This is a genomic window from Citrobacter sp. MNAZ 1397, assembly GCF_023613995.1.
In the GTDB taxonomy this organism is placed as follows: domain Bacteria; phylum Pseudomonadota; class Gammaproteobacteria; order Enterobacterales; family Enterobacteriaceae; genus Phytobacter; species Phytobacter ursingii.
In genome coordinates this window covers 134,433-158,308 of record NZ_JAKIVH010000002.1, presented here as the reverse complement: position 1 = coordinate 158,308, position 23,876 = coordinate 134,433, and the positions used below count along the sequence as shown (strand labels likewise).

Sequence of the window (23,876 nt, the reverse complement as noted above, 5' to 3'; positions counted from 1 at the left end):
GAAGTCACCGCAACAGCGGACATGAGTTACGAAAGCTTGCAATTATATACTCAATGGATTTCGAGTTGCAGAAAGGCGGCGAGACTGTGAAACCCCGGAACTTACATGCCGTAAGTGACAGGAGTGAGCAGGCGTAGCCAACGCATCTGCGGTTTGAAAGAGGTCGAGTATATCTGTAGCCCCTGCTGTTGTCTTTAAGATTCAGGAGTATAGTGCATGGAGTTCAGTGTAAAAAGCGGTAGCCCGGAGAAACAGCGGAGTGCCTGCATCGTTGTGGGTGTTTTTGAACCGCGCCGTCTCTCTCCGATTGCCGAGCAACTCGACAAGATCAGCGACGGATATATCAGCGCACTGCTGCGCCGTGGCGAACTGGAAGGCAAACCGGGCCAGACCCTGCTGCTGCACCACGTTCCGAATGTCCTCTCCGAACGCATTCTGTTGATTGGTTGCGGTAAAGAACGCGAACTGGATGAACGTCAGTACAAACAGGTCATTCAGAAAACCATTAATACCCTGAATGATACGGGTTCAATGGAAGCCGTTTGCTTCCTGACCGAGCTACACGTTAAAGGCCGCAACACCTACTGGAAAGTGCGCCAGGCGGTCGAGACAGCAAAAGAATCCCTCTACAGCTTTGACCAGTTGAAAACCAATAAAAGCGAGCCGCGTCGCCCGCTGCGTAAAATGGTTTTCAATGTGCCGACCCGTCGTGAACTGACGAGCGGCGAGCGCGCAATCCAGCATGGTCTGGCGATTGCTGCGGGCATCAAAGCGGCGAAAGACCTCGGCAATATGCCGCCAAATATCTGCAATGCGGCGTACCTCGCCTCTCAGGCGCGCCAACTGGCAGACAGCTACAGCAAAAACGTCATCACCCGCGTCATTGGCGAGCAGCAGATGCGCGAGCTGGGGATGCACTCTTACCTCGCCGTCGGCGCGGGCTCACAAAACGAATCGCTGATGTCGGTTATCGAATATAAAGGTAATCCGTCAGAAGACGTGCGTCCTGTTGTCCTGGTCGGTAAAGGCCTGACCTTCGACTCCGGCGGTATCTCCATCAAGCCGGCCGAAGGGATGGATGAGATGAAGTACGACATGTGCGGCGCGGCGGCGGTGTATGGCGTGATGCGGATGGTGGCCGAACTGCAACTACCTATTAACGTTATCGGCGTGCTGGCGGGCTGTGAAAACATGCCGGGCGGGCGCGCTTATCGTCCGGGCGACGTGCTGACCACTATGTCAGGCCAGACCGTTGAAGTGCTGAATACCGACGCCGAAGGCCGTCTGGTGTTGTGCGATGTGTTGACCTACGTTGAGCGCTTTGAACCGGAAGCGGTTATCGACGTAGCGACCCTGACCGGCGCGTGCGTGATTGCCCTGGGCCATCACATCACCGGCCTGATGTCGAACCATAACCCGCTGGCGCACGAGCTGATTGGCGCGTCCGAGCAGGCGGGCGACCGCGCATGGCGTCTGCCGTTAGGCGATGAGTACTACGAGCAACTGGATTCCAATTTTGCCGATATGGCGAACATTGGCGGTCGTCCAGGCGGCGCGATTACCGCAGGGTGCTTCCTGTCGCGCTTTGCCCGCAAGTACAATTGGGCGCATCTGGACATCGCCGGTACCGCGTGGCGTTCCGGTAAAGCCAAAGGCGCAACCGGTCGTCCGGTGGCCATGCTGTCGCAGTTCCTGCTGAACCGCGCCGGGTTTACTGGCGAAGAGTAGTTTTACTCCCTCTCCCTCAGGGAGAGGACCGGGGTGAGGGTGTTATGATCCGCCCTCACCCTAACCCTCTCCCGCTGGGAGAGGAGATCTGTTCCCTGCTCTCTGGGGATGTAATCCACCACAAGAAGCCCCATATCATGAAGAACGCCACGTTTTATCTTCTGGACAATGAAACCACCGTCGACGGCCTGAGCGCCGTGGAACAACTGGTGTGTGAGGTTGCCGCAGAACGTTGGCGCAATGGCAAACGCGTGCTGATTGCCTGCGAAGACGAGCAGCAGGCGCTGCGGCTCGATGAAGCGCTGTGGGCACGACCGCCGGAGAGTTTTGTACCGCACAACCTCGCCGGTGAAGGCCCCAGAGGCGGTGCGCCTGTCGAAATTGCCTGGCCGCAAAAGCGCAACGGTAACCCGCGCGATATTCTCATCAGTTTGCGGACAAACTTTGCAGATTTTGCCACCGCTTTCACAGAAGTGATAGACTTCGTTCCTTACGAAGATTCTTTGAAACAACTGGCTCGCGAACGCTATAAAGCCTATCGCATGGCTGGTTTCAACCTGAACACGGCAACCTGGAAATAATGGAAAAGACATACAACCCCCAAGAGATCGAACAGCCGCTTTACGAGCATTGGGAAAAGCAGGGCTACTTCAAACCGAATGGCGATGAAAGCCAGGAAAGCTTCTGCATCATGATCCCTCCGCCGAACGTCACCGGCAGTTTGCACATGGGTCACGCCTTCCAGCAGACCATCATGGATACCATGATTCGCTACCAGCGTATGCAGGGCAAAAACACCCTGTGGCAGGCAGGTACCGACCACGCGGGTATCGCAACCCAGATGGTGGTTGAGCGTAAGATTGCCGCCGAAGAAGGTAAAACCCGCCACGATTACGGCCGCGACGCCTTTATCGACAAAATCTGGCAGTGGAAAGCAGAATCCGGCGGCACTATTACTCGTCAGATGCGCCGTCTGGGCAACTCCGTGGACTGGGAGCGCGAGCGCTTCACCATGGACGAAGGGCTCTCCAATGCTGTGAAAGAAGTATTCGTCCGTCTGTACAAAGAAGACCTGATTTACCGTGGTAAGCGCCTGGTGAACTGGGACCCGAAACTGCGCACCGCGATTTCCGACCTCGAAGTGGAAAACCGCGAGTCCAAAGGGTCCATGTGGCATATTCGCTACCCGCTGGCTGACGGCGCAAAAACCGCCGACGGCAAAGATTATCTGGTGGTCGCCACCACCCGTCCGGAAACCCTGCTGGGCGATACCGGCGTGGCGGTTAACCCTGAAGACCCGCGTTATAAAGATTTGATTGGCAAATATGTGGTTCTGCCGCTGGTGAATCGCCGTATTCCGATCGTGGGCGATGAACACGCCGACATGGAAAAAGGCACCGGCTGCGTGAAAATCACCCCGGCGCACGACTTCAACGACTACGAAGTCGGGAAACGTCACGCCCTGCCAATGATCAATATCCTGACCTTTGACGGCGACATTCGCGAAACCGCGGAAGTGTACGACACCAAAGGCAACGAATCTGACGTCTACTCCAATGAAATCCCGGCGGAATTCCAGAAACTGGAACGCTTTGCTGCCCGTAAAGCCGTGGTTGCCGCGGTTGACGCGTTGGGTCTGCTCGAAGAGATCAAACCGCACGATCTGACCGTTCCCTACGGCGACCGTGGTGGCGTGGTTATCGAGCCGATGCTGACCGACCAGTGGTACGTGCGTGCTGACGTTCTGGCGAAACCGGCAGTTGAAGCGGTTGAAAACGGCGATATCCAGTTCGTGCCGAAGCAGTACGAAAACATGTACTTCTCCTGGATGCGCGATATTCAGGACTGGTGTATCTCCCGTCAGCTGTGGTGGGGCCACCGCATCCCGGCATGGTATGACAACAGCGGCAACGTCTACGTTGGCCGTAACGAAGCCGAAGTGCGCCAGGAAAATAACCTGGGCGCTGACGTTGCCCTGCGCCAGGACGAAGACGTACTGGACACCTGGTTCTCCTCTGCCCTGTGGACGTTCTCTACCCTCGGCTGGCCGGAAAACACCGATGCCCTGCGTCAGTTCCACCCAAGTACGGTGATGGTCTCTGGCTTCGACATCATCTTCTTCTGGATTGCCCGCATGATCATGATGACCATGCACTTCATCAAAGATGAAAATGGTAAGCCGCAGGTGCCGTTCCATACCGTCTACATGACCGGTCTGATTCGTGATGACGAAGGCCAGAAAATGTCCAAGTCCAAGGGTAACGTTATTGACCCGCTGGATATGGTGGACGGTATCTCCCTGGCGGATCTGCTGGAGAAACGTACCGGCAACATGATGCAGCCTCAGCTGGCGGAAAAAATCCGTAAGCGTACCGAGAAACAGTTCCCTAATGGCATTGAGCCGCACGGCACCGATGCCCTGCGCTTCACCCTGGCTGCGCTGGCGTCGACCGGTCGCGACATCAACTGGGACATGAAGCGTCTGGAAGGTTACCGCAACTTCTGTAACAAGCTGTGGAACGCCAGCCGTTTCGTGCTGATGAATACCGAAGACCAGGATTGCGGCTTTAACGGCGGCGATATGGTGCTTTCCCTCGCCGATCGCTGGATCCTGGCGGAATTCAACCAGACCGTGAAAGCATACCGTGAAGCGCTGGATAACTTCCGCTTCGATATCGCCGCGGGCATCCTGTATGAATTCACCTGGAACCAGTTCTGCGACTGGTATCTGGAGCTGACCAAGCCAGTGATGAGCGGCGGTTCTGAGGCAGAGCTGCGCGGCACGCGTAACACGCTGGTGAACGTGCTGGAAGCGTTGCTGCGTCTGGCGCACCCGATTATTCCGTTTATCACTGAAACCATCTGGCAGCGCGTGAAAGTGCTGAAAGGCATTACCGCTGATACCATCATGCTGCAGCCGATCCCGCAGTACGATGCCGCTCAGGTGGATGAAGCCGCGCTGGCTGACACTGAATGGCTGAAACAGGCGATCGTAGCGGTACGTAACATTCGTGCCGAGATGAACATCTCCCCGGGTAAACCGCTGGAGCTGCTGCTGCGTGGTTGCAGTAAAGATGCGGAGCGTCGTGTGAACGATAACCGCAGCTTCCTGCTGAATCTGGCGCGTCTGGAAAGCATTACCGTGCTGCCAGCCGATGATAAAGGTCCGGTTTCCGTGACCAAAATTATCGATGGCGCAGAGCTGCTGATCCCGATGGCGGGTCTGATTAACAAAGAAGACGAGCTGGCGCGTCTGGCGAAAGAAGTGGCGAAGATCGACGCCGAAATTGGTCGTATCGAAAGCAAACTGTCCAACGAAGGCTTTGTGGCACGCGCACCGGAAGCGGTGATTGCCAAAGAGCGTGAGAAACTGGACGGCTATGCAGAGGCTAAAACCAAGCTGATTGAACAGCAGGCGGTTATTAGCGCACTGTAATCGCACCAGCTGTAGCCCCGGTAAGCGTCAGCGCCACCGGGGATTATCCCGGATGCGGCTGCGCCTGATCCGGGCTACAGTTCTGGTAGCCCGGGTAAGCGTAAGCGCACCCGGGACTTCCCGGATGCGGCTGCGCCTGATCCGGGCTACGGTTCTGGTAGCCCGGGTAAGCGTAAGCGCACCCGGGAACCCTCCTTAGAATACCGCCGGGAAGAACGACAGCCCGCGCGCCAGCAGATTTGCCGGATCTTTCGCCGGTTGCTGACCGTGATTTTCCAGCGTCAGATTCTGCAACTCACCATGAACATGGGTATTTTCCAGCACATAGCGAGTAAAGCGGACTTTGGCCCACGGATACGCCAGGAACAAGGTGATCATGCACACCAGCGTATTGGTAATCGACAGCCACAGTACACGTCCAAGCGTCACGGTAGAGGAGAAGCGAATGTGTCCTGCTAATGTAATTTGCCCGTAAACGTAATTACGCATTTTCACGAAGGCATACATAAAGCAGACAATAATCCCGAACAGATAAATCACATACGCCAGCGCCATCTTGCCGTAGAAAGGCCCGGCTAACACCGCCAGTTGTTCAGGACTATCGCCCACCACCTGGGAATATTGCATCAGCGTATAGAAGGCCGGCACGATGATAAACAGCGACAGTGCCAGGAACGGGAACAGCAGCAACATAGAGCAGAGCGCAATCCAGATACACTTCTTAATGGAATAGGTCGCGGCAAATTTCTGCGTGCCGTACTGTAGGTTATTCACCAGCATGCCATACCACTGAGCGGTGTAGACCCCCTGCATGATGGCGGAACCCAACAGCAACGCCAGCGTGCCAATACCTATTCCCACAATAATCGCCGTATAGGAACCCATGCTGATGGTGCTGGACATAAACAGCGAAAACACCACCACTGAGACAGTCATAATTAACAACGGGCAGCCCAGCATCACCCACCAGGCGCGCAGCGGGCTGGCGTAAAAGCTAAAGCGTACATTATTAATCTCCGTCATCAGGAATTGATAACGCAGCCCCTGTGTCACCAGCCATGGGAAAAACAGTAAAAACAGCCCTATCATACAAAGGGATAACCCAACGTTATTATGCGCCATGTTAACCAGAAAGATGATATACAGCACCATGATGCACAGCCAGCCAACAAATACTGAGCGGCCGGTGGCGTGATAAGAAAAACGCGCCCCCTGCAGATCGGTATTCTCATAAAAATAACGGCGGGCACGCACCAGCGCCCAGGGCAGAAACAACCCAAAGGTGACAATGGTGAGTAAGACGTTGACCAGCCAGATCCTGAAATATCCCGCGCCACTTCCCTGAAACACAAAATTCCGGGAAGGCGACGCCGCAGCACCACCATTTTCGAAAGTCATAACAATCCTTATCGTAAATCAGAACAACATCAATTAAGCCATAGAAATATTGCGGTATTTTTATTTCCGTTATTAAGTTTAGTAAACTTTGTACTAAAAATGTAGCGCCCAATATTACTGGTCTTGTCAGCGAAAGAGAGTGATGGTATGGCAGGGAAACGGCGATAAGCGCAAATAAAGGCCGAAGCAGACTCCGGCCTTTTGGTTTTATATGAAAGGAACCACCGGCAGCACCCCGCGCGAAATCAGGGCGAGAAAGCCTTTTTCAACCTGCTCGTCATGATCTGTCAGCGCAACGTCGTCCAGGTTCCCTTCCACATGGGAATGAGTGGCCTGATAACGGATAAAGCGCATTTTCATCCACGGATAAGCAATGCCGAGCGTAATAACGGAAACAGCGATCAACTGCAGCAGTTGCACCACAACACCATGAAATGTCAGCGTGGAAGCAAAACGAATACGCCCGTCCGCCAGCGTCAGGCCATTCACAAAGTGATTGCGAAAAGCCTGCCAGATATAGGCCGATGAGAGCAAAATGGCGCCAATATAGAGCAGATAGCACAGCAGGATTTGCCCCGGAAACCCTGAAAGCCCCTCATCCCCCGAACCGTTAATCGCACGCAGCATCGCCATACTGCTGTAGGACGTCGAGAGTAAGTAAAACATCAGCCCCAGAAACGGAACCAGAATACAGAAAGAAAACAGACAGGCTTTGATGCAATATGTCGTACTGACGCGAATATCGAATTTATGTACCCCGAACTGTCCGCCTTTTCCTGTCAGGGCGAGCCATTTGGCATAGACATAGCCATTGATCACACTCATCCCCACAATACCGATAAGCGCCAGAATAATAATTTTCACCAATAAGCCATCAAAATTATAACCGCTGAACATCATATTCCCGATACCAAAGATAATCACGCACAGCAAAATAAGCAGCAATGTGGGCAGCCCCATCATTATCCACCAGGCACTTTTCATTGAGCAATGAAAGGCAAAACGGACATTATTTAATGTGGTCATCAGCGCATTGTATTGCAGGCTTTTCACCATAAAGAAAGGCATAACCAGCATCAGTAAAAAGATCACCAGCGAACCTAAGAATGGATGAAGAAGTTCGGCCACAAGGATGAGGATAAAAAGGAATATCGACATCAGCAACCAACTCAAAAACAGCGCTCCGCCCCTGGCATGATAGCCAAAACGCGCACCATTTAACTCCATGTTTTCGTATACGTAGCGCCGGGAGCGTACCATTGCCCAGGGGACATAAACCCCTAACGTAATAACACTCAGCAGAATATTAACCAGAGAAATAAGAAAATAATCCAGACCTTCGCCATGAAATATAAATGTGCGCCGCGTTTTATTCGTATAACGGATATCACCGTTCATAACTACATCATCCTTAAATATAAGCATTGATTCGATAAATAATGATTATCACTTCCGTGAAGCGCGCAACATAACGTATCTCTTTAACGATCACACCACAATTAAACGACTTGCAGCCACTTTCAGAGAGTGATATTAAATACGCGTATAAATACATATGTTTTATTGAGTGAGTCTATGAATGTTGTGGCCAAGCAGAGCGTGACATTACGCCGGATAACTGCCGGAGATAATGCCGCGATTGCCTCCGTTATTCGTCGGGTTTCTGCCGAATACGGCCTTACCGCCGATAAAGGTTATACCGTAGCGGACCCCAACCTGGACGAGTTGTATCAGCTCTACAGCCAGCCGGGGCACGCCTATTGGGTGGTGGAGCAGGATGGCAGAGTGGTAGGCGGCGGCGGTGTCGCCCCTCTGAAATGTAGTGAGCCGGATATCTGCGAACTGCAAAAGATGTATTTCCTGCCTGCCGCGCGCGGTCAGGGGCTGGCGAAGAAGCTGGCGCTGCTGGCCCTTGAACACGCCCGCACCCAGGGCTTCACCCGTTGTTACCTGGAAACGACCGCATTCTTAAAAGAGGCGATTGGCCTGTATGAACATCTCGGATTTAGCCATATCAGCGGGCCGCTGGGCTGTACCGGGCATGTGGATTGCGAAGTACGAATGCTGAAAACACTGTAATTTCTCCCGGTCCTTTCCTTTTCTACTGGAAAGGACCGGAACCTCTTCTTTACTGATTCTCCGGCGCCATAATCAGACGAATCATTCCCGCCGCCTGATCCTTCGGCAACATCAACACGTTACTCCACAAGTCCTGCACCATGTCGCAGGTAACTTTCTCTTTGCCGACGCCTTTGCGCGGGTCCGGCATGATCTCAATATCCTGACCGTATTTCTTGACCAGCACCGCAATAATTGGCTGCAGATGCTGCTGTGCATCCTGCCGTTCTTTATCTGTTACCGTATGTCGGTTGACGCCGTAGGCAGCGCGCATCATCGCGGCATCAATATTCATGCGTTTCATCAGGAAATCACCCGGCAATATTTTCGCCGGATTGATTCCCCCTTTCACCGCCGGGAACAGGAAACGGAAGCAATTATCATCGCTGACTTTCTGAATGGCCGCGGTTTGCTCCATATTGATCTGCATATAAGCGATCACGTTTTCATCAGGGGCATTTTGTAAACGCATCATCTGCACCCCAATGATCTGCGGTTGTATATAATCAATAATCTGCTGAGGGGTTTTTCCCTCTTTTTCCATATTCTTCGCCGTAGTGCGAATGGTTTCCAGCAACTGAGGTTCTTGCTCACGCAAGACCTGGTAGGTCGGCATGCTGCTTATTGCACGGAACGCCACGTCCATTTGCGATTCACCGCTATTTTGCAGCCAGGGCGCAATATACTGCCGATAGCTAACGTTCCAGACCAGAATCGCCACCGCGATAATGACCGCCGAGGTAATACCGCCGATTTTCCCTTTCCGGCGCAGATACTGAGTCAGTGCTGCCGCCAGACCGGCGACCAGAGCGGAGAGTAAAACAGACGTCCAGTTCATTTCAGGTTCCTTTTAACCACTGTGCTGATTGTTGTACCAGCCCGGCGGGGATTGTCACCTGACGGGCGAAATAACTACTGATTCTGGCAGGTCAGCCCGGCACGCCGCTGTGAAAACGAAACTCCGGATCCGGCGAAGTAATCAATTCGGCTTCGAGCTCACCGAAATAGCGAACTCGTGGTGCGATATCCGTTTCCGAGACCTGCTGTGCCAGCGCAAGATAATCCTGGTAGTGGCGGGCTTCGGAACGCAGCAATGACAGATAGAATTTTTGTAAATCCTCTTCCAGATACGGTGCCAGCGCGGCAAAACGTTCGCAGGATCGCGCTTCGATATAAGCACCGCAAATCAGCTTGTCGATAAGCGTGAGCGGCTCATGGGTACGCACGCCTTTGAGCATCCCTTTCGCATAGCGGCTGGCCGGGATCTTCACATACGGGATGTTCCTGACAAGCATGGCTTCGCGCACCTGCCAGAAATGATGCAGCTCTTCTTTGATAAGCAGCACCATACTGTCGATGAGCGCCCTGCCCCATGGGTCATCCGCTTTTGGCATCGCGCCTTTAGCAATCTGCTTGTGCAGCGCCACAAAGTCCGGTTCCGGCCCTTCACGAAAGGTGAAGGCTTCATAGGGTTTCAGCCATTCAAGCAGCGTATCGGCCCCGCTTTTATCTGCCACATATTTACGCACCAGCAGCATAGCGGTTTGCGCGGCTTTCAATTCGCAGACCATATGATCGGTGAGCAACAGCGGAAGATTTTGCGGGTCGCGGGCTTTATCTATCCAGGTCTGAGGTGTCGGGCAATGCAGAAAATGTAAAACCGGGGAGAGTATTTGCGGGTAATCCATGGCTATTCCTTGCACTGCGGCAGCCGGAGCCGCCGCAAAGGGAAGACTTAGTGACGTACGCCGTTGTCGTCTTCATCCTCGTAGTCGTCTTCTTCGCCGTCTTCGTCTTCACCGTTCGGGTCTTCGTAGTAGGTACCCCAACCGTCATATTCGACGTCAAATTTCTCAGCCAGGTTAATCAGCTGTTCAACTTGCGCGTCAATCAGCTCGGCATTCAGCGCAGATTCGCTCAGGATGTCGCAGCAAATTACCACTTCACCCTCTTCCAGCTCCAGCTCTTCCGGCTCGGTGACTTCATAACCCAGTTTGAACGCTTCAACGGCCACTTTTTCCAGTGTCTCGAAGTCATCTGCCGACAGGTGATGCTCAATGGTGTAGAGCGCATCAGGATCGCTGCCATCTTCCAGCAATTCTTCAATAATCAGACGCGTCTCTTCGCGCTGTTCTTCCAGGTGTTCCGGGTTCGCCATGGCTCATTCCTCATAATGTGGCAGATAGAGATATTGTCACATACCGTTGGCAATGCCTCCACTCCTGGCGGAAAAGATTTATTCATTTGGCTTGCAAATGAATATTCATACATATAAATTGAATTTTAATTCAATAAGTGGCTTTAGCCAGGTGAGGGAACCATGTCGTCGTTTTACCAGAAACATTTTTTGAAATTGCTCGATTTTACCCCTGCTGAAATCAACACTCTGCTGCAACTTGCCGCCAAACTCAAAACCGATAAGAAGAATGGCGAGGAACAACAAAAACTTACCGGTAAAAACATCGCGCTCATCTTCGAAAAAGACTCAACTCGCACCCGGTGCTCTTTCGAAGTTGCCGCATTTGACCAGGGCGCTCGCGTCACGTATCTCGGCCCAAGCGGCAGTCAGATTGGGCATAAAGAATCAATTAAGGATACCGCGCGGGTCCTGGGCAGAATGTACGACGGTATTCAGTATCGCGGCTACGGCCAGGAGATCGTCGAAACCCTGGCCCAGTTTGCCGGTGTTCCGGTGTGGAACGGCCTGACCAATGAGTTTCACCCGACGCAGTTACTGGCTGACCTGCTGACCATGCAAGAGCATATGCCGGGCAAAGCATTTAATGAAATGACGCTGGTTTATGCAGGCGATGCACGCAACAACATGGGCAACTCCATGCTGGAAGCGGCAGCGCTGACCGGGCTGGATTTGCGCCTCGTCGCCCCGACAGCCTGCTGGCCGGAAGCCACGCTGGTCGCGAAGTGTAAAGCGCTGGCGGAGAAAAACGGCGGCAACATTACGCTGACCGAGGATATCGCCGCAGGGGTGAAAGGCGCGGACTTTATCTACACCGACGTATGGGTATCGATGGGCGAGGCAAAAGAGAAGTGGGCCGAGCGTATTAATCTGCTGCGCCCGTATCAGGTGAATAGCCAGATGCTGACCCTAACCGGAAACCCGGATGTGAAATTCCTGCACTGCCTGCCTGCGTTCCATGACGACCAGACGACGCTTGGCAAGAAGATGGCGGAAGAGTTCGGCCTGCACGGCGGCATGGAAGTCACCGACGAGGTGTTTGAATCGGCGGCCAGTATTGTGTTTGATCAGGCGGAAAACCGCATGCACACCATTAAAGCGGTGATGGTGGCGACGCTGGGCCAGTAATCATTTTCACGGTGCGCCACGCTTACCGTGGCTACCTTCTGGCGTAGCCCGGATAAGCGCAGCGAATCCGGGAATATCAGCCGCATCTCAAAAATTAAATTTATACCGCTCGGCAACGATAAGCTGCTCGCCATAGTGAATAGGCTGGTAGTCGGCATCCAGAATCAGCGTTTTCATTAAAAATAGCGGCTCTCCGAGCGGTTGTTCCAGCAATGTTGCCGTCTCGCCGTGGGCACGCACCATCTCCACGGTGGTCTCCCCGGCGTGGGTCGGGCGGATCGCGTACTTTTCCCGTAAAAGCTGATACAACGAACCGCTCAGATCTTCCTGCTGTAAAAAACCAAATCGCTTGAGCGAATAGTAGTTATTTTCCAGCATCAAAGGCAGGTCACCCGCGCGACGCAGTCGTTGAATATAGAGCAGTGAGTCATCCTTATCTAAGCGCAGCGCTTCGCGAACATGGTGATAATCGTCAAGAATAGCAGTACGCAGCACCTTGCTGGCGGTCGTCAGATGGCTGCTGTCACAGGCATCGGTAAAGCTCAGCAGATGCACCACCTTACGTTCAATCTTTGGCAGACAAACAAAGGTACCCTTTCCCTGTTTCTTGACCAGATAGCCTTCGTCCACCAGCTCTTTAATAGCGTTACGCACCGTCACACGGCTAATGTCATACAGCTCGCTCAGCTCAACTTCGGTGGGTATTTTCGCCCCTTCCGCAAGTTTGCCGGAGGAGATATCGCTGAGGATTTTGTCCTTCAACTGTCTGTATAGCGGGACAGCGGTATGCTGTTGCAGTCCATTACTCAACATCGCGTTTTCACCAACAGGGCCAATAATTTGAACCCGGATTATAGTCGATGCGCGCACGGCAAACTATGCCGGCGCGCATAGCGCGATTAAACCCAGGCGGAGATGGCCGCAAAAATGGCGCTGGTGATCCACAGCAGCGGAAACAGGCGCATAATCACCCGCAGCCACTGACCAAACCCTACCCGCGCAATCGACAACCCGGCCAGCAGCACACCGCCGGTGGGCGAAATAAGATTGGTCAACCCATTACCAAATTGATAGGCCATCACCATCGCCTCTTTATTGATGTTAACCAGATCGCCCAGTGGCGCGAGTACCGGCATAGTTAACGCCGCTTCCCCCGAAGAGGACGGCACGAAGAAGGTGATGATGTTATGGCTTACCAGCATCAGCGTCGTAAAAGCGTACTGCGGCAGACCATCCAGCATTTCCGACAGGCCATACAGCAGGGTGTCGATGATTTTGCCGTTTTCCGCCACTACCAGAATGCCGCGAGCCAGGCCGATAACGACCGCTGCATAGACAAACTCTTTACAACCATCGACAAAGCTCTCCGCCACATCGCTCACAGACATTCGGCTGACAATACCCGCAAATAGCCCCAGCGCTAAAAAGACGGTACCAATCTCCACCATATACCAGCCACGGGTGATTAACCCCCAGGAGATGACCGCCAGCGCGAGGACAAAGGCGATAATGATCAACCGGTCACCCAGCGAAAAGTGTACTGTTCCTGTCTGCTCTCCCATAAACAACGCGCGATTCTGGCAGTCGCTTTCATACGATGGCGATTTGCTCGGGTCACGCTTCACGCGATGGGCGTACCACATGGTGAAGATAATCGACATGGCGGTAAAGACCACCCAGGCAATGGCGCGCAGCCAGAGCTGCGGGTTGCCCTGAATACCGGCCACCCCTTGGGCGATAAGCACGGAGAAGGGGTTGGTCATCGCACCGACATAGCCAATCTGCGTCCCAAGAAACAGGATCAAAATGGCGGTAAGGGAGTCATAGCCCAGTGCGAACATCAGTGAAATGAAGATGGCATAAAGCGGAATGACCTCTTCGCTCATGCCAAAAGTCGCACCGCCCAGGCTGAACAGAGTCATCGACAGCGGAATCACCAGAATCCCTTTGCCTGCCAGCCGCTGTGCCAGCGCAAGCAGACCACGTTCAATGGCGCCGGAGCGCATAATGATGCCAAACGCGCCGCCGACTATCAGTACAAAGGCGATCACATCGGCTGCTTTAATGATTCCTTCTAAGGGCGCGGCAAGAATGGCTGAAAGCCCCTGACGTAAGTCACCATGAGCGGTAACTTTTTCTAATACATGATAAGAGCCAGGCACCACCAGATTTTTGGTCTCGCCCCCCGGTAAAGTGACGGCGTGATAGTCAAAACTCCCGCTGGGGATGCACCACGTTAAAACGGCAACCACAACAATGATAAAAAAGATCAGAGCGTAGCAGTGGGGTACGGCCCATTTTATTGTTGGAATACGCATAATCTGCCTCGGTAAGAATTCGCTTTATCGCCTGTCATCACGTCGTCTGTACGCGTGAAGGCGGGCGTCTATAAAACATCGTGTGTTGTACGGCCATCCATCAGGGTCAGCACCACTCGCGCATCACGCATTTCATCGTCGGCACAGGTGAGCAGATTGCGGTCGAACACGGCAATATCCGCGCGCTTGCCCACGGCCAGACTTCCGCACCGTGCCGCCATGTCATGCTGAACGGCGGCGTTGAGGGTCCAGGCTTTCAGAAGCTGTGTTCGCGTCATTCCGTGTTCGCGATACCACCCTTCTGGTGGCGAACCATCGACAAAATGGCGACAGCAGGCCGCATAGATCGCATCGGGAATACTGGGGATAAACAGCGGCAAATCGGTGCCGATGGTCACCAGAACCCCGGCATTAAACAGCGCGGCATAGTTAAAGAACTGTGTCTCTCGGGCTTCGCCTCCGCGCTCACGCATATAAGCCTCAGATGCGCTCTCATTAAGCAGCAGTATCTGCACATAGACCTCAGCAGAAAGACCCAGCGCGGCAAGACGTGGGATATCGTCCGGATGCGGACACTCGAGATCGCTTAAGGCGTGATAACGCACTCGGGGAGGATTGGTACGGTGACATTCAGCGAAAATATCGATGCAATGACGTATGGCGGCATCACCTTCGGCATTCAGACAGCAATTGAATCCCAGCCGATCGGCCTCCAGCACCTGCTGGCGTAATATTGCGTAATCCACCGGTTTTTCGTTATGCGTATGCGGCCAGTCGGCATAAGGCTGCAACATATCACCGGTGTGGTCGGCAATCACGCCATCCACCATAAATTTAAAGCCATGAAAACGTAGCCGGTCAGAATGAAAACGGTCACGCGCCTGGCGGGCAAAGGTGAAATTAGCGGCGCTGGCCACTGGCTCACTGACCAGGCTAACACGCAGTGACAGCTCATCATTCGCCTCAAGCCCGGCCCAGGCATCCAGCAACGCGGGAGCATCATCAAAACAGACATCTTTTATTGCGGTTATACCGCGCGTCGCCAGCATCGCCATAAAGGCGCGCAACTCTTCTTTTACCTGCCCCGCGTCGTTAAGCATTTCTGCAAGCAGATGCACTCGTGCCTCCGCGCTACAGTCGCCAGGCGTGAACCCGTAGCGTGTGATCGCTGCCTGATTCATCCAGCAGTAGCTTTTTTCACTGTTAATCGCGACCACCGGGCGATGGGGAAACGCGCCATCAAGTTCTGTACTGGCAGGCAAATCCCCCCACCGCGCCGCAGACCAGCCCCACGCGTACAGGCTTTTTCCGGCAGGCAGGCCCTGCTCCGCTTTTTTGAGCAGCGATAATGCCGCCGCGCTCGTGTCCGTGGCGCGAAGATCCACGCCACGATGCATACTCATATACCCCGTAAAGAAGGTGTGATTATCGCAAAAACCAGGGCAAATTAGCCGCTCGCCAAGATCGCGAAAACGGGTTGTGGGGCCGCTCCACGGGCTAATATCTTCATCGTTTGCAAGTATCGCTGAAATAACGCCGTGGCTTATAACAATATATCCAGAAAATAATTCATCGCTGTCGGCAGTAAATATATTATCCGACCGCAGAATAAGATCTGCAGTATTATGTTCAGGCATAACTCTTTCCTTATTGGGGAAAAAACGCAAAAAGGCGCCCCTTCCCCTCATAAAATGAGCGAAATAAAAACTTATTTAGATAGCCTTTATTTAATAGCGAACACCGTAGCCGAAAGCCCCCTCTTTGAGGCAAATGTTCGCCGAAAATGATGCGGCTTGCTTAAGGCTTGCAGGAATCGCTTCTTCATCCGGGGTGTTTGTCTGTACAAGATAATGGCAAAGGAAGGCGGTAATAAACGCATCGCCTGCTCCCATCGTATCCACAGGCGTGACATATTCCGGGGCTTGTTGATACCACTGTTTGCCATCAAACAGGATTGCCCCTTCACTGCCGCGTGTGGCACAAACAATCCGACTGCCGCTATCGTGCGCCTGCTGAATAATGTCTCGCGTTTGCTCAAGGCTGTAATCAGCACAGGAGAAAAAGGCAAAATCGACATACTGGCAAAGCGGCAACGCCTCTTCGAGCACAAAATCATCGGAGAAGTCATACGAGACGGGAATACCCAGTTGCTGTAATGCCGGAAGTTGTTCTTCCATATAGCTATAACAACCGCTGTGGATCAGGGAATATTCCCCCAGATAGTCTGCATGATGGAAAATAAAATCCATTGAAGTTGTTTTACGAATACCTCCGGCATTCGATCCGAGAAATATTCGCTCGCCATCCTCTATTTTAAGCTGCGCGCAACCATTCTCCCCGGCGACATATAAACAGTGCGGGTGTCTGACACCCAATTCGTCCAGTACGGAAATAACATGCTTTGCAGCGCTGTCATTGCCAAAAATGCCCAGATACGCCGCATCATGGCCCAGCATAGAGGCATATGCTGCAAAATTAAGCGCATTGCCACCTGGGTACATCGTGCGAATATGGGCATACTGATCGACGACATTATCGCCAACGCCTATGACTTTCATCATGCTCTCCTTAATACGCAACCTGTCCCATGTAGCGACGTGTTTCCAACGGGTGTTGACGAATATCCGCCAGCGCTGAACGATATTCACACATAATGCTGTAGAACAGCACCGGGTTAAAGAACTCCACGACGCGAGGAGGGAGCACGCCAATACCCAGCTCTTTTGCATCGACCACTTCCACTTTTTCTGCGTAAGTGGAAAGGAAAGCGTTAACCCGTTCATCCATCACACGGGTGCGACCTTCATTCATCAGTAAGATAAAGGGCGTCTCTTTATCGGTCACTTCAAACGGTCCGTGGAAATATTCACCGGAGTGAATGGGCGCCGCATGCAGCCACTGCATCTCCATTAATGAGCAGATAGCGAAGCCGTAAGCATGGCCGTAGGATGCGCCGCTGGAAAGGATATAAAATAATGTTTCGTCCTGATAACGACGGGCAAAGCGCTGGCAGCGGTCAGCCACCTGCTGACGAGCCTTTGCAATAACGCCATTGATTTGTTCCATGCCGTGCTGAAAATCCGTATAAGCCGCATACCCTTCCACCTGATGTAGTACCTCGACGCACAGGCTGAGGATAATCGCCATCGGGTTATCAACGACATTGGTGTCGTTGCCCCAGGCATACAGAATGTTATGGCTGCCGTGCTGAATAAGCTTTGCCTGTTCGTTGTGGGTCAGGGTCACGGTTTGCGCCTGGTTCGCACGCGCCAGTTTTGCCGCAGCGACCGATTCCGGCGTATTGCCGCCGTGCGAACAAACAATGACCAGTGAGTTTTCACTGAGGGTTTTCGGGGTGGCATAAACAAACTCATTCGCGGTGTACATGCCCACATGCAGCGTGGTGGCTTCGCTGTCGAAGAAGTATTTTGCCGGATACATATCCACCAGCGAACCGCCACATGCCACCAGAAATACCTGGCGAATCCCGCCATTGTCTTTAACATTGACCGCCAGTTTTTCAATAATTTCTTTGATATTCATAAAGTTGAAAATCTCCATATAAGTTAGACGCATGGACGTTGAATTCGGGATAACATTAATACGTTATAATACGTATTAATGAGATCGCCATCATATTTTCACCATGAGAGGGGGGGAAGAGGAGGCAAGGCAGGAGTGGAGAGCGGGAAGTAAGACGCGTTTGGTGTACGGCTTGTGTCGCCCCGAATAAGAGGTGAACGTGGGGGTCGGAAGTTTTCCCGGGTGCGCATCCGCTTACCCGGGCCATCCCGCGTTACGCTATCAACACCTTCACCACCACTTTACGCACCTGTGCGGGCGCACCCACGGCGCACAGCGGTTTATGGACTTCACCTGGGTAGAACACCACAAAATCCCCTTCGCTCAGTACCACGGTTTTTTCCTGACCGCCTTCCGGCAGGAACGCGATATCTTTATCCGCCAGCCAGTCGGTGTCAGGCTCGCCCGCAGGCAGAGTACTGAATGTCATCCCTTCCTGGCCTTTCAGTACAATCTGGATATCCAGATAACGGGCGTGATATTCGGCGCGACGCTCGGCAAACGGCTGTGTCATATCTTCCGAAACCAGATAAAACAGGTTGTTGCCGTCAATATCATGCTTCCCTGTCGGGGTTGCATCCGACACATGGGCTTTAACGTGTTCAATGGCCTGGCGCAGTTCTTCCGGCAACCAGCTTTGTAAGTGGTGAATGTTGCCAACGATCATAACTATCTCCTTAAGATAAAACATCGTTTCATTTTTAGCTTTTATACGGAAAAATGCCGATGCTCACCACCCCTTTTTAGCGAAGAGTTGCGCTTGCGCATGTTTATTCCGCCAGAGTGGCAGTACAACTATTCCCACGTTCGCAAATTAATTAGTTATTTATTATTTATGCATTTATATGCAGATAAACCGATTGCCTGACGCAAATATTGCATTAATCGCTTGAAACCGAAAAGTAGCTGAGTATAATCGCGGACAATTTGCCGGGAGGAAGCATGGTCCAGTGTGTTCGACATAATGTCCCTGGGCGTCTGAAAAAAGACGCAGGCCTGCCGTTTTTCTTCCCGTTGCCCACCCCATTCCACAGCCCCTCTATTGAGGGGCTTTTTTTTGCGCAGTCGTCAGGAGATAAACATGGCTAACCCGCTATATCAAAAACATATCATTTCCATAAACGATCTCAGCCGCGAAGAACTTGAACTGGTGCTGAACACGGCAGCCCGACTGAAAGCCAACCCGCAGCCGGAGTTACTCAAGCACAAAGTGATCGCCAGCTGCTTCTTTGAAGCTTCAACGCGTACCCGCCTGTCGTTTGAAACGTCCATGCATCGCCTGGGGGCGAGCGTGGTGGGCTTCTCTGACAGTAGCAACACCTCGCTCGGTAAGAAGGGCGAAACGCTGGCGGACACGATTTCAGTGATCAGCACCTACGTGGATGCGATTGTGATGCGCCACCCGCAGGAGGGGGCCGCCCGTCTGGCGACCGAGTTTTCCGGCGGCATTCCTGTTCTGAACGCGGGCGACGGCGCTAATCAGCACCCGACGCAGACCCTGCTGGATCTGTTTACCATTCAGGAAACCCAGGGCCGTCTGGAGAACCTCAACATCGCGATGGTCGGCGACCTGAAATATGGTCGCACCGTGCACTCACTGGCGCAGGCGCTGGCAAAGTTTAACGGCAACCGCTTCTACTTTATCGCCCCGGATGCGCTGGCCATGCCACAGTACATTCTGGATATGCTCGATGAGAAAGGACTGACCTGGAGCCTTCACGCCAGCATCGAAGAGGTGATGGCTGAGGTCGATATTCTGTATATGACACGCGTGCAGAAAGAGCGCCTGGATCCGTCCGAGTACGCCAGCGTGAAGGCCCAGTTCATCCTGCGTGCTAACGACCTGGTCGGCGCACGCAGCAACATGAAAGTGCTGCACCCGCTGCCGCGTGTGGATGAGATCACCACCGACGTGGATAAGACGCCGCACGCCTGGTATTTCCAGCAGGCCGGTAACGGCATCTTTGCGCGTCAGGCATTGCTGGCACTGGTTCTGAATAGTGATTTGGCGCAGTAAGGGGAAAACGACAATGACACACGACAACAAACTCCAGGTCGAAGCGATTAATCGCGGTACCGTGATTGACCACATTCCGGCGCAGGTGGGCTTTAAGCTGCTGACGCTGTTTAAACTGACGGAAACCGAGCAGCGCATCACTATCGGTCTGAATCTGCCGTCAGGCGAAATGGGCCGCAAGGACCTGATCAAAATCGAAAATACTTTCCTGACGGATGAGCAGGTAAACCAACTGGCGCTGTATGCCCCGCAGGCGACGGTGAACCGCATCGACAATTACGAAGTGGTAAGCAAGTCTCATCCAAATCTGCCAGATCGTATCGACAGCGTGCTGGTCTGCCCGAACAGCAACTGCATCAGCCACGCTGAGCCGGTCTCTTCCAGCTTCGCGGTGAAAAAACGCCCGCACGATATCGCCCTGAAATGCAAATACTGTGAAAAAGAATTTTCGCATTCTGTGGTACTGGCAGGGTAATGAATGCAGGTGTGTACGCCTGGTGCGACACACCTGTTACTCATGTATATAATGAGCCCCGACCTTATTACCGCTGTAATTCAGGAGAAATCATGACTAAAACTATCGCGACGGAAAATGCACCAGCAGCAATCGGCCCTTATGTACAGGGTGTTGATCTTGGCAGCATGATCATCACTTCCGGTCAGATCCCGGTTGATCCGAAAACCGGTAGCGTGCCGGAAGACGTTTCTGCCCAGGCGCGTCAGTCGCTGGAAAACGTGAAAGCTATCGTGGAAGCCGCAGGTCTTAACGTGGGTGATATCGTGAAAACAACGGTGTTCGTGAAAGATCTGAACGACTTCGCGACCGTTAACGCGACCTACGAAGCATTCTTTACTGAGCACAAAGCCACCTTCCCGGCGCGTTCCTGCGTAGAAGTGGCGCGCCTGCCGAAAGATGTGAAGATTGAAATCGAAGCGATTGCCGTACGTCGCTAAGGTTTTCCCGGATGCGGCGCAAGCGCCTTATCCGGGCTACCACGTAGCCCCGGTAAGCGACAGCGCCACCGGGGATGCTTTTATCACTTACTGCCAGCCATACCTGCGGCTGTAAAAGCCTTTCACCATCTGCGTCAACGTCATATATCCGGCGAGGATCGCAATCAGCCACGGGAAGTAAGAAAGCGGTAATGCCTGCAGTTGCAGATAGCTTGCCAGTGGCGAGAACGGTAGCGCTATCCCTACCAGAATCACCATCACCGTCATCATGATCAGCGGCCAGGCGGCGCGGCTTTGAATAAACGGCACGCGGCGAGTACGGATCATATGCACAATCAGCGTCTGCGACAGTAGCCCTTCCACAAACCAGCCCGACTGGAACAGCGTCTGGGCTTCCGGCACATTCGCCTTAAATACCCACCACATAACGCAAAATGTCAGAATATCGAAAATGGAGCTGATCGGACCGAAAAAGATCATAAAGCGACCGAGATCGGCAGGGTTCCAGCGCTGCGGTTGACGAATCTGCTCATCATCAACGTTATCAAACGGAATCGCCACCTGGGATACATCATAAAGCAGGTTCTGAATCAGCAAGTGTAACGGCAACATGGGCAGGAACGGCAGGAAGGCGCTCGCCACCAGCACGCTGAACACGTTACCAAAGTTAGAACTGGCCGTCATTTTGATGTATTTCAGCATGTTAGCGAAGGTTTTACGCCCTTCAATAACCCCCTCTTCCAGCACCATCAGGCTTTTTTCCAGCAGGATGATATCGGCCGCTTCACGGGCAATATCCACCGCGCCATCAACGGAAATACCGATATCCGCCGCGCGCAACGCCGGCGCGTCGTTGATGCCGTCGCCCATAAAGCCCACCACATGCCCTTCACGACGCAGCAGGGTCACAATGCGTTCTTTATGCATCGGCGTCAGGCGCGCAAACAACGTGGTACGTTTCGCCAGCGCCGCCAGTTCGTCATCACCCAGATGCTCAATTTGATTGCCCGTCACCACCTCGCCCACATCCAGCCCGACTTCCAGGCAGACTTTCGCCGCCACCAGCTCGCTATCGCCGGTCAAAATTTTCACCGTCACGCCGCTGGCTTTCAGCGCTTTCAGCGCCGGCGCCGTGGTTTCTTTCGGCGGATCGAGGAATGCAATATAGCCTTCCAGGATCAGGTCGGATTCGTCCACGCGATGGTAATCACCGCTGCGTGCTGGGAGATATTTGGTTGCCACCGCCACCACCCGCAACCCCTGGCGGTTCTGCGTTTCGGTGACGCGCTGAATACGGCGCAACATGGTTTCATCCAGCGGCACGATGTCGCCGTTGTAACGTACCTGGCTGCAAACGTTGAGGATCTCCTGCAATGCCCCTTTGCAAATCAGTTGATGGGCATCTGCGTTTTCAGCGACCACGACCGACATGCGGCGACGCTCGAAATCGAAAGGGATCTCGTCAATTTTCTGCCAGCGGGTAGAGAGCGTGCGTGCGGCTTCCGCGTCCACCCCTTCCAGCACCGCCGTATCAAGCAGGTTTTTTAACCCCGTCTGATAGTGGCTATTCAGCCACGCACAGTGCAGCACCCGTTCGCTGACTTTACCGGCGATATCCGTGTGGTTTTCCAGCACGATTTTATCCTGCGTTAACGTACCGGTTTTGTCGGTACACAGGATGTCCATGGCGCCAAAGTTTTGAATCGCATCCAGATGCTTGACGATCACTTTCTGTTTCGACAATTTCACCGCCCCGCGAGCCAGGGTAGAGGTGACGATCATCGGCAGCATTTCCGGCGTCAGCCCCACGGCAACCGAGAGCGAAAACAGCGCCGCTTCCCACCAGTCACCTTTGGTGAAGCCATTAATCAACAATACTACTGGCGTCATTACCATCATAAAGCGGATAAGCAACATACTGACGCGGCCAATCCCTTTCTGGAACGCATTCGGCTCGCTCTCTTGCTCGCTCACGCGCCCGGCCAGTTGCCCAAACCAGGTGTTGCCGCCCGTGGCGATGACCACCGCCTGCGCCGTACCGCTCACCACGTTGGTGCCCATAAAACAGAGGGTGTCGCTTTCCAGCGGGTTGGTCTGATCCGCTGTGCGGGTTTTTGCCACTTTTTCTACTGGCAGGGATTCGCCGGTCAGCGACGCCTGTGCCACGAACAGGTCGCGCGCCTGCACCACACGCAGGTCAGCCGGGATCATGTCGCCTGCCGCCAGTTTGACGATATCGCCAGGAACCAGTTGGTCGAGCGGGATCTCCATCCAGCGGTTTTCCCCCTGCTCATTGGCTACACGCAGCACCGTTGCAGTATTGCTGACCATCGCCTTGAGCGCATCCGCCGCTTTGGTGGATCGCGCTTCCTGAATAAAGTTCAGGAAAGTCGAGATGGCGACCATTAGCGCAATCACACCGGCGGCGAACAGGTCTTCAGACGCGTAGGAGAAAATCCCCAGACAGGTCAGCAGCAGGTTAAACGGGTTGCGATAGCAGGACCACAGGTGACCCCACCAGGGCACCGGACGCTGCCCTGGGATCTGGTTAACACCGTGTTGTTCCCGTGCGTCCTGCACCTCTTTTTCATTCAGCCCTTCCGGATGGCTGTTGAGTTGTTGCCACAGTTCGGCGAGTTCCATCGTCGACAGGGCCAGGCAGCGATCGCTTAACGAGGCCGGGACGTCGACGTGTTGAATATTTGCGGCGTCAGGCAGCGGGTCACGCTGCACGAGACGGCGAGGTAAGTGGCGGTTAAGCCGGGCCAGGAGTCGGGTGATATTTTTGAACATAGTAGTCATCCTTGCCCCCGCATCACGCGGGTGCCACTACACGCCATCATCCACGCAGTCTCTTCGTTGGCTTCCCCTGTTCACACCGGTCACTTACCTCAATAAGCATCCCGGCGATGCCCAGTCTTGCTGCCTCGACACATCGCGAATGATTTTGTGCATTGCCGTGGGCACGGAGCATCCGCGCCAGCAGGCGTTTTCAGTTAT

22 protein-coding genes are annotated in these 23,876 nt (G+C 53.5%); 10 read left to right on the top strand and 12 right to left on the bottom strand.

The genetic code is table 11. The features are described 5' to 3' along the window. Positions 1-216: 216 nt before the first annotated feature. The 3 genes from pepA (at position 217) to L2097_RS15460 (ending at position 5,164) form a co-directional block, all read left to right on the top strand. On the top strand, positions 217-1,728 hold the full coding sequence (gene pepA, locus L2097_RS15470; protein WP_047372008.1) for a leucyl aminopeptidase: 1,512 nt from the start codon (positions 217-219) through the stop codon (positions 1,726-1,728). A 137-nt stretch (positions 1,729-1,865) separates the two neighbouring features. Beyond that, positions 1,866-2,309: a DNA polymerase III subunit chi gene (gene holC, locus L2097_RS15465; protein ID WP_047372009.1), complete on the top strand. Its 444-nt coding sequence runs from the start codon at positions 1,866-1,868 to the stop codon at positions 2,307-2,309. Continuing rightward, the gene (locus tag L2097_RS15460) at positions 2,309-5,164 is read left to right on the top strand and encodes a valine--tRNA ligase (protein WP_047372010.1); all 2,856 of its coding nucleotides are present in this window, start codon (positions 2,309-2,311) and stop codon (positions 5,162-5,164) included. The genes holC and L2097_RS15460 overlap by 1 nt, the downstream gene beginning before the upstream one ends. A gap of 195 nt (positions 5,165-5,359) precedes the next feature. On the opposite strand, the gene L2097_RS15455 is transcribed toward L2097_RS15460, so the two are convergent. Next, positions 5,360-6,562 carry a YjgN family protein gene (locus tag L2097_RS15455; protein ID WP_250353226.1) on the bottom strand — a complete coding sequence of 401 codons (1,203 nt, stop codon included), beginning with the start codon at positions 6,560-6,562 and terminating at the stop codon, positions 5,360-5,362. Positions 6,563-6,769: 207 nt separating this feature from the next. Then, positions 6,770-7,960 (bottom strand): YjgN family protein, encoded by a 1,191-nt coding sequence (locus L2097_RS15450; RefSeq protein WP_250353225.1) that lies wholly within the window; start codon positions 7,958-7,960, stop codon positions 6,770-6,772. A gap of 177 nt (positions 7,961-8,137) precedes the next feature. Here L2097_RS15450 and L2097_RS15445 point away from each other — a divergent pair, with 177 nt between their 5' ends. Beyond that, on the top strand, positions 8,138-8,641 hold the full coding sequence (locus tag L2097_RS15445; protein ID WP_250353224.1) for a GNAT family N-acetyltransferase: 504 nt from the start codon (positions 8,138-8,140) through the stop codon (positions 8,639-8,641). 49 nt (positions 8,642-8,690) lie between these two features. Here the strand turns inward: L2097_RS15445 and L2097_RS15440 are convergent, their stop codons facing one another. The 3 genes from L2097_RS15440 to rraB form a co-directional block, all read right to left on the bottom strand. Beyond that, positions 8,691-9,518 (bottom strand): topoisomerase II, encoded by an 828-nt coding sequence (locus L2097_RS15440; protein WP_250353223.1) that lies wholly within the window; start codon positions 9,516-9,518, stop codon positions 8,691-8,693. 91 nt (positions 9,519-9,609) lie between these two features. Next, positions 9,610-10,368, bottom strand: a complete 759-nt coding sequence (gene miaE, locus L2097_RS15435) for a tRNA isopentenyl-2-thiomethyl-A-37 hydroxylase MiaE (RefSeq protein WP_250353222.1) — start codon at positions 10,366-10,368, stop codon at positions 9,610-9,612. 47 nt (positions 10,369-10,415) lie between these two features. Continuing rightward, positions 10,416-10,838 (bottom strand): ribonuclease E inhibitor RraB, encoded by a 423-nt coding sequence (gene rraB, locus L2097_RS15430; RefSeq protein WP_047372016.1) that lies wholly within the window; start codon positions 10,836-10,838, stop codon positions 10,416-10,418. Between the two features lie 52 nt (positions 10,839-10,890). Here rraB and argL point away from each other — a divergent pair, with 52 nt between their 5' ends. Next, a complete protein-coding gene (argL, locus tag L2097_RS25920; protein WP_378108803.1) occupies positions 10,891-11,031 on the top strand; it encodes a putative translational regulatory protein ArgL in 141 nt (46 codons plus the stop codon). Then, positions 11,001-12,005 (top strand): ornithine carbamoyltransferase, encoded by a 1,005-nt coding sequence (argF, locus tag L2097_RS15425; RefSeq protein ID WP_250353221.1) that lies wholly within the window; start codon positions 11,001-11,003, stop codon positions 12,003-12,005. Before argL ends, argF begins: the two co-directional genes overlap by 31 nt. Before the next feature lie 87 nt (positions 12,006-12,092). Here the strand turns inward: argF and L2097_RS15420 are convergent, their stop codons facing one another. From L2097_RS15420 to L2097_RS15395, 6 genes are all read right to left on the bottom strand, one after another. Then, entirely contained in the window at positions 12,093-12,818 is a 726-nt protein-coding gene (locus tag L2097_RS15420) for a GntR family transcriptional regulator (RefSeq protein WP_085005219.1), read from the bottom strand. An 86-nt stretch (positions 12,819-12,904) separates the two neighbouring features. After that, positions 12,905-14,323 (bottom strand): YfcC family protein, encoded by a 1,419-nt coding sequence (locus L2097_RS15415; protein WP_085005218.1) that lies wholly within the window; start codon positions 14,321-14,323, stop codon positions 12,905-12,907. A gap of 68 nt (positions 14,324-14,391) precedes the next feature. Further along, positions 14,392-15,960, bottom strand: a complete 1,569-nt coding sequence (locus tag L2097_RS15410) for an amidohydrolase (protein ID WP_085005217.1) — start codon at positions 15,958-15,960, stop codon at positions 14,392-14,394. A 90-nt stretch (positions 15,961-16,050) separates the two neighbouring features. Continuing rightward, positions 16,051-16,881 carry a PfkB family carbohydrate kinase gene (locus tag L2097_RS15405; RefSeq protein ID WP_085005216.1) on the bottom strand — a complete coding sequence of 277 codons (831 nt, stop codon included), beginning with the start codon at positions 16,879-16,881 and terminating at the stop codon, positions 16,051-16,053. A gap of 10 nt (positions 16,882-16,891) precedes the next feature. Further along, on the bottom strand, positions 16,892-17,866 hold the full coding sequence (locus tag L2097_RS15400) for an SIS domain-containing protein (RefSeq protein ID WP_250353220.1): 975 nt from the start codon (positions 17,864-17,866) through the stop codon (positions 16,892-16,894). A 253-nt stretch (positions 17,867-18,119) separates the two neighbouring features. Next, entirely contained in the window at positions 18,120-18,572 is a 453-nt protein-coding gene (locus L2097_RS15395; RefSeq protein ID WP_250353219.1) for a YhcH/YjgK/YiaL family protein, read from the bottom strand. Between the two features lie 275 nt (positions 18,573-18,847). On the opposite strand from L2097_RS15395, the gene pyrL reads away from it, so the two are divergent. From pyrL to ridA, 4 genes are all read left to right on the top strand, one after another. Next, the gene (pyrL, locus tag L2097_RS15385) at positions 18,848-18,994 is read left to right on the top strand and encodes a pyr operon leader peptide (protein WP_072039708.1); all 147 of its coding nucleotides are present in this window, start codon (positions 18,848-18,850) and stop codon (positions 18,992-18,994) included. After that, positions 18,987-19,922, top strand: a complete 936-nt coding sequence (gene pyrB / locus L2097_RS15380; RefSeq protein ID WP_085005214.1) for an aspartate carbamoyltransferase — start codon at positions 18,987-18,989, stop codon at positions 19,920-19,922. Before pyrL ends, pyrB begins: the two co-directional genes overlap by 8 nt. Before the next feature lie 13 nt (positions 19,923-19,935). Continuing rightward, positions 19,936-20,397 carry an aspartate carbamoyltransferase regulatory subunit gene (gene pyrI / locus L2097_RS15375; protein WP_047372020.1) on the top strand — a complete coding sequence of 154 codons (462 nt, stop codon included), beginning with the start codon at positions 19,936-19,938 and terminating at the stop codon, positions 20,395-20,397. A gap of 92 nt (positions 20,398-20,489) precedes the next feature. Next, the gene (gene ridA / locus L2097_RS15370; RefSeq protein ID WP_047372021.1) at positions 20,490-20,876 is read left to right on the top strand and encodes a 2-iminobutanoate/2-iminopropanoate deaminase; all 387 of its coding nucleotides are present in this window, start codon (positions 20,490-20,492) and stop codon (positions 20,874-20,876) included. 87 nt (positions 20,877-20,963) lie between these two features. Here ridA and mgtA read toward each other — a convergent pair whose 3' ends face one another. Next, on the bottom strand, positions 20,964-23,669 hold the full coding sequence (gene mgtA / locus L2097_RS15365; protein WP_085005213.1) for a magnesium-translocating P-type ATPase: 2,706 nt from the start codon (positions 23,667-23,669) through the stop codon (positions 20,964-20,966). Between the last annotated feature and the right edge of the window lie 207 nt (positions 23,670-23,876).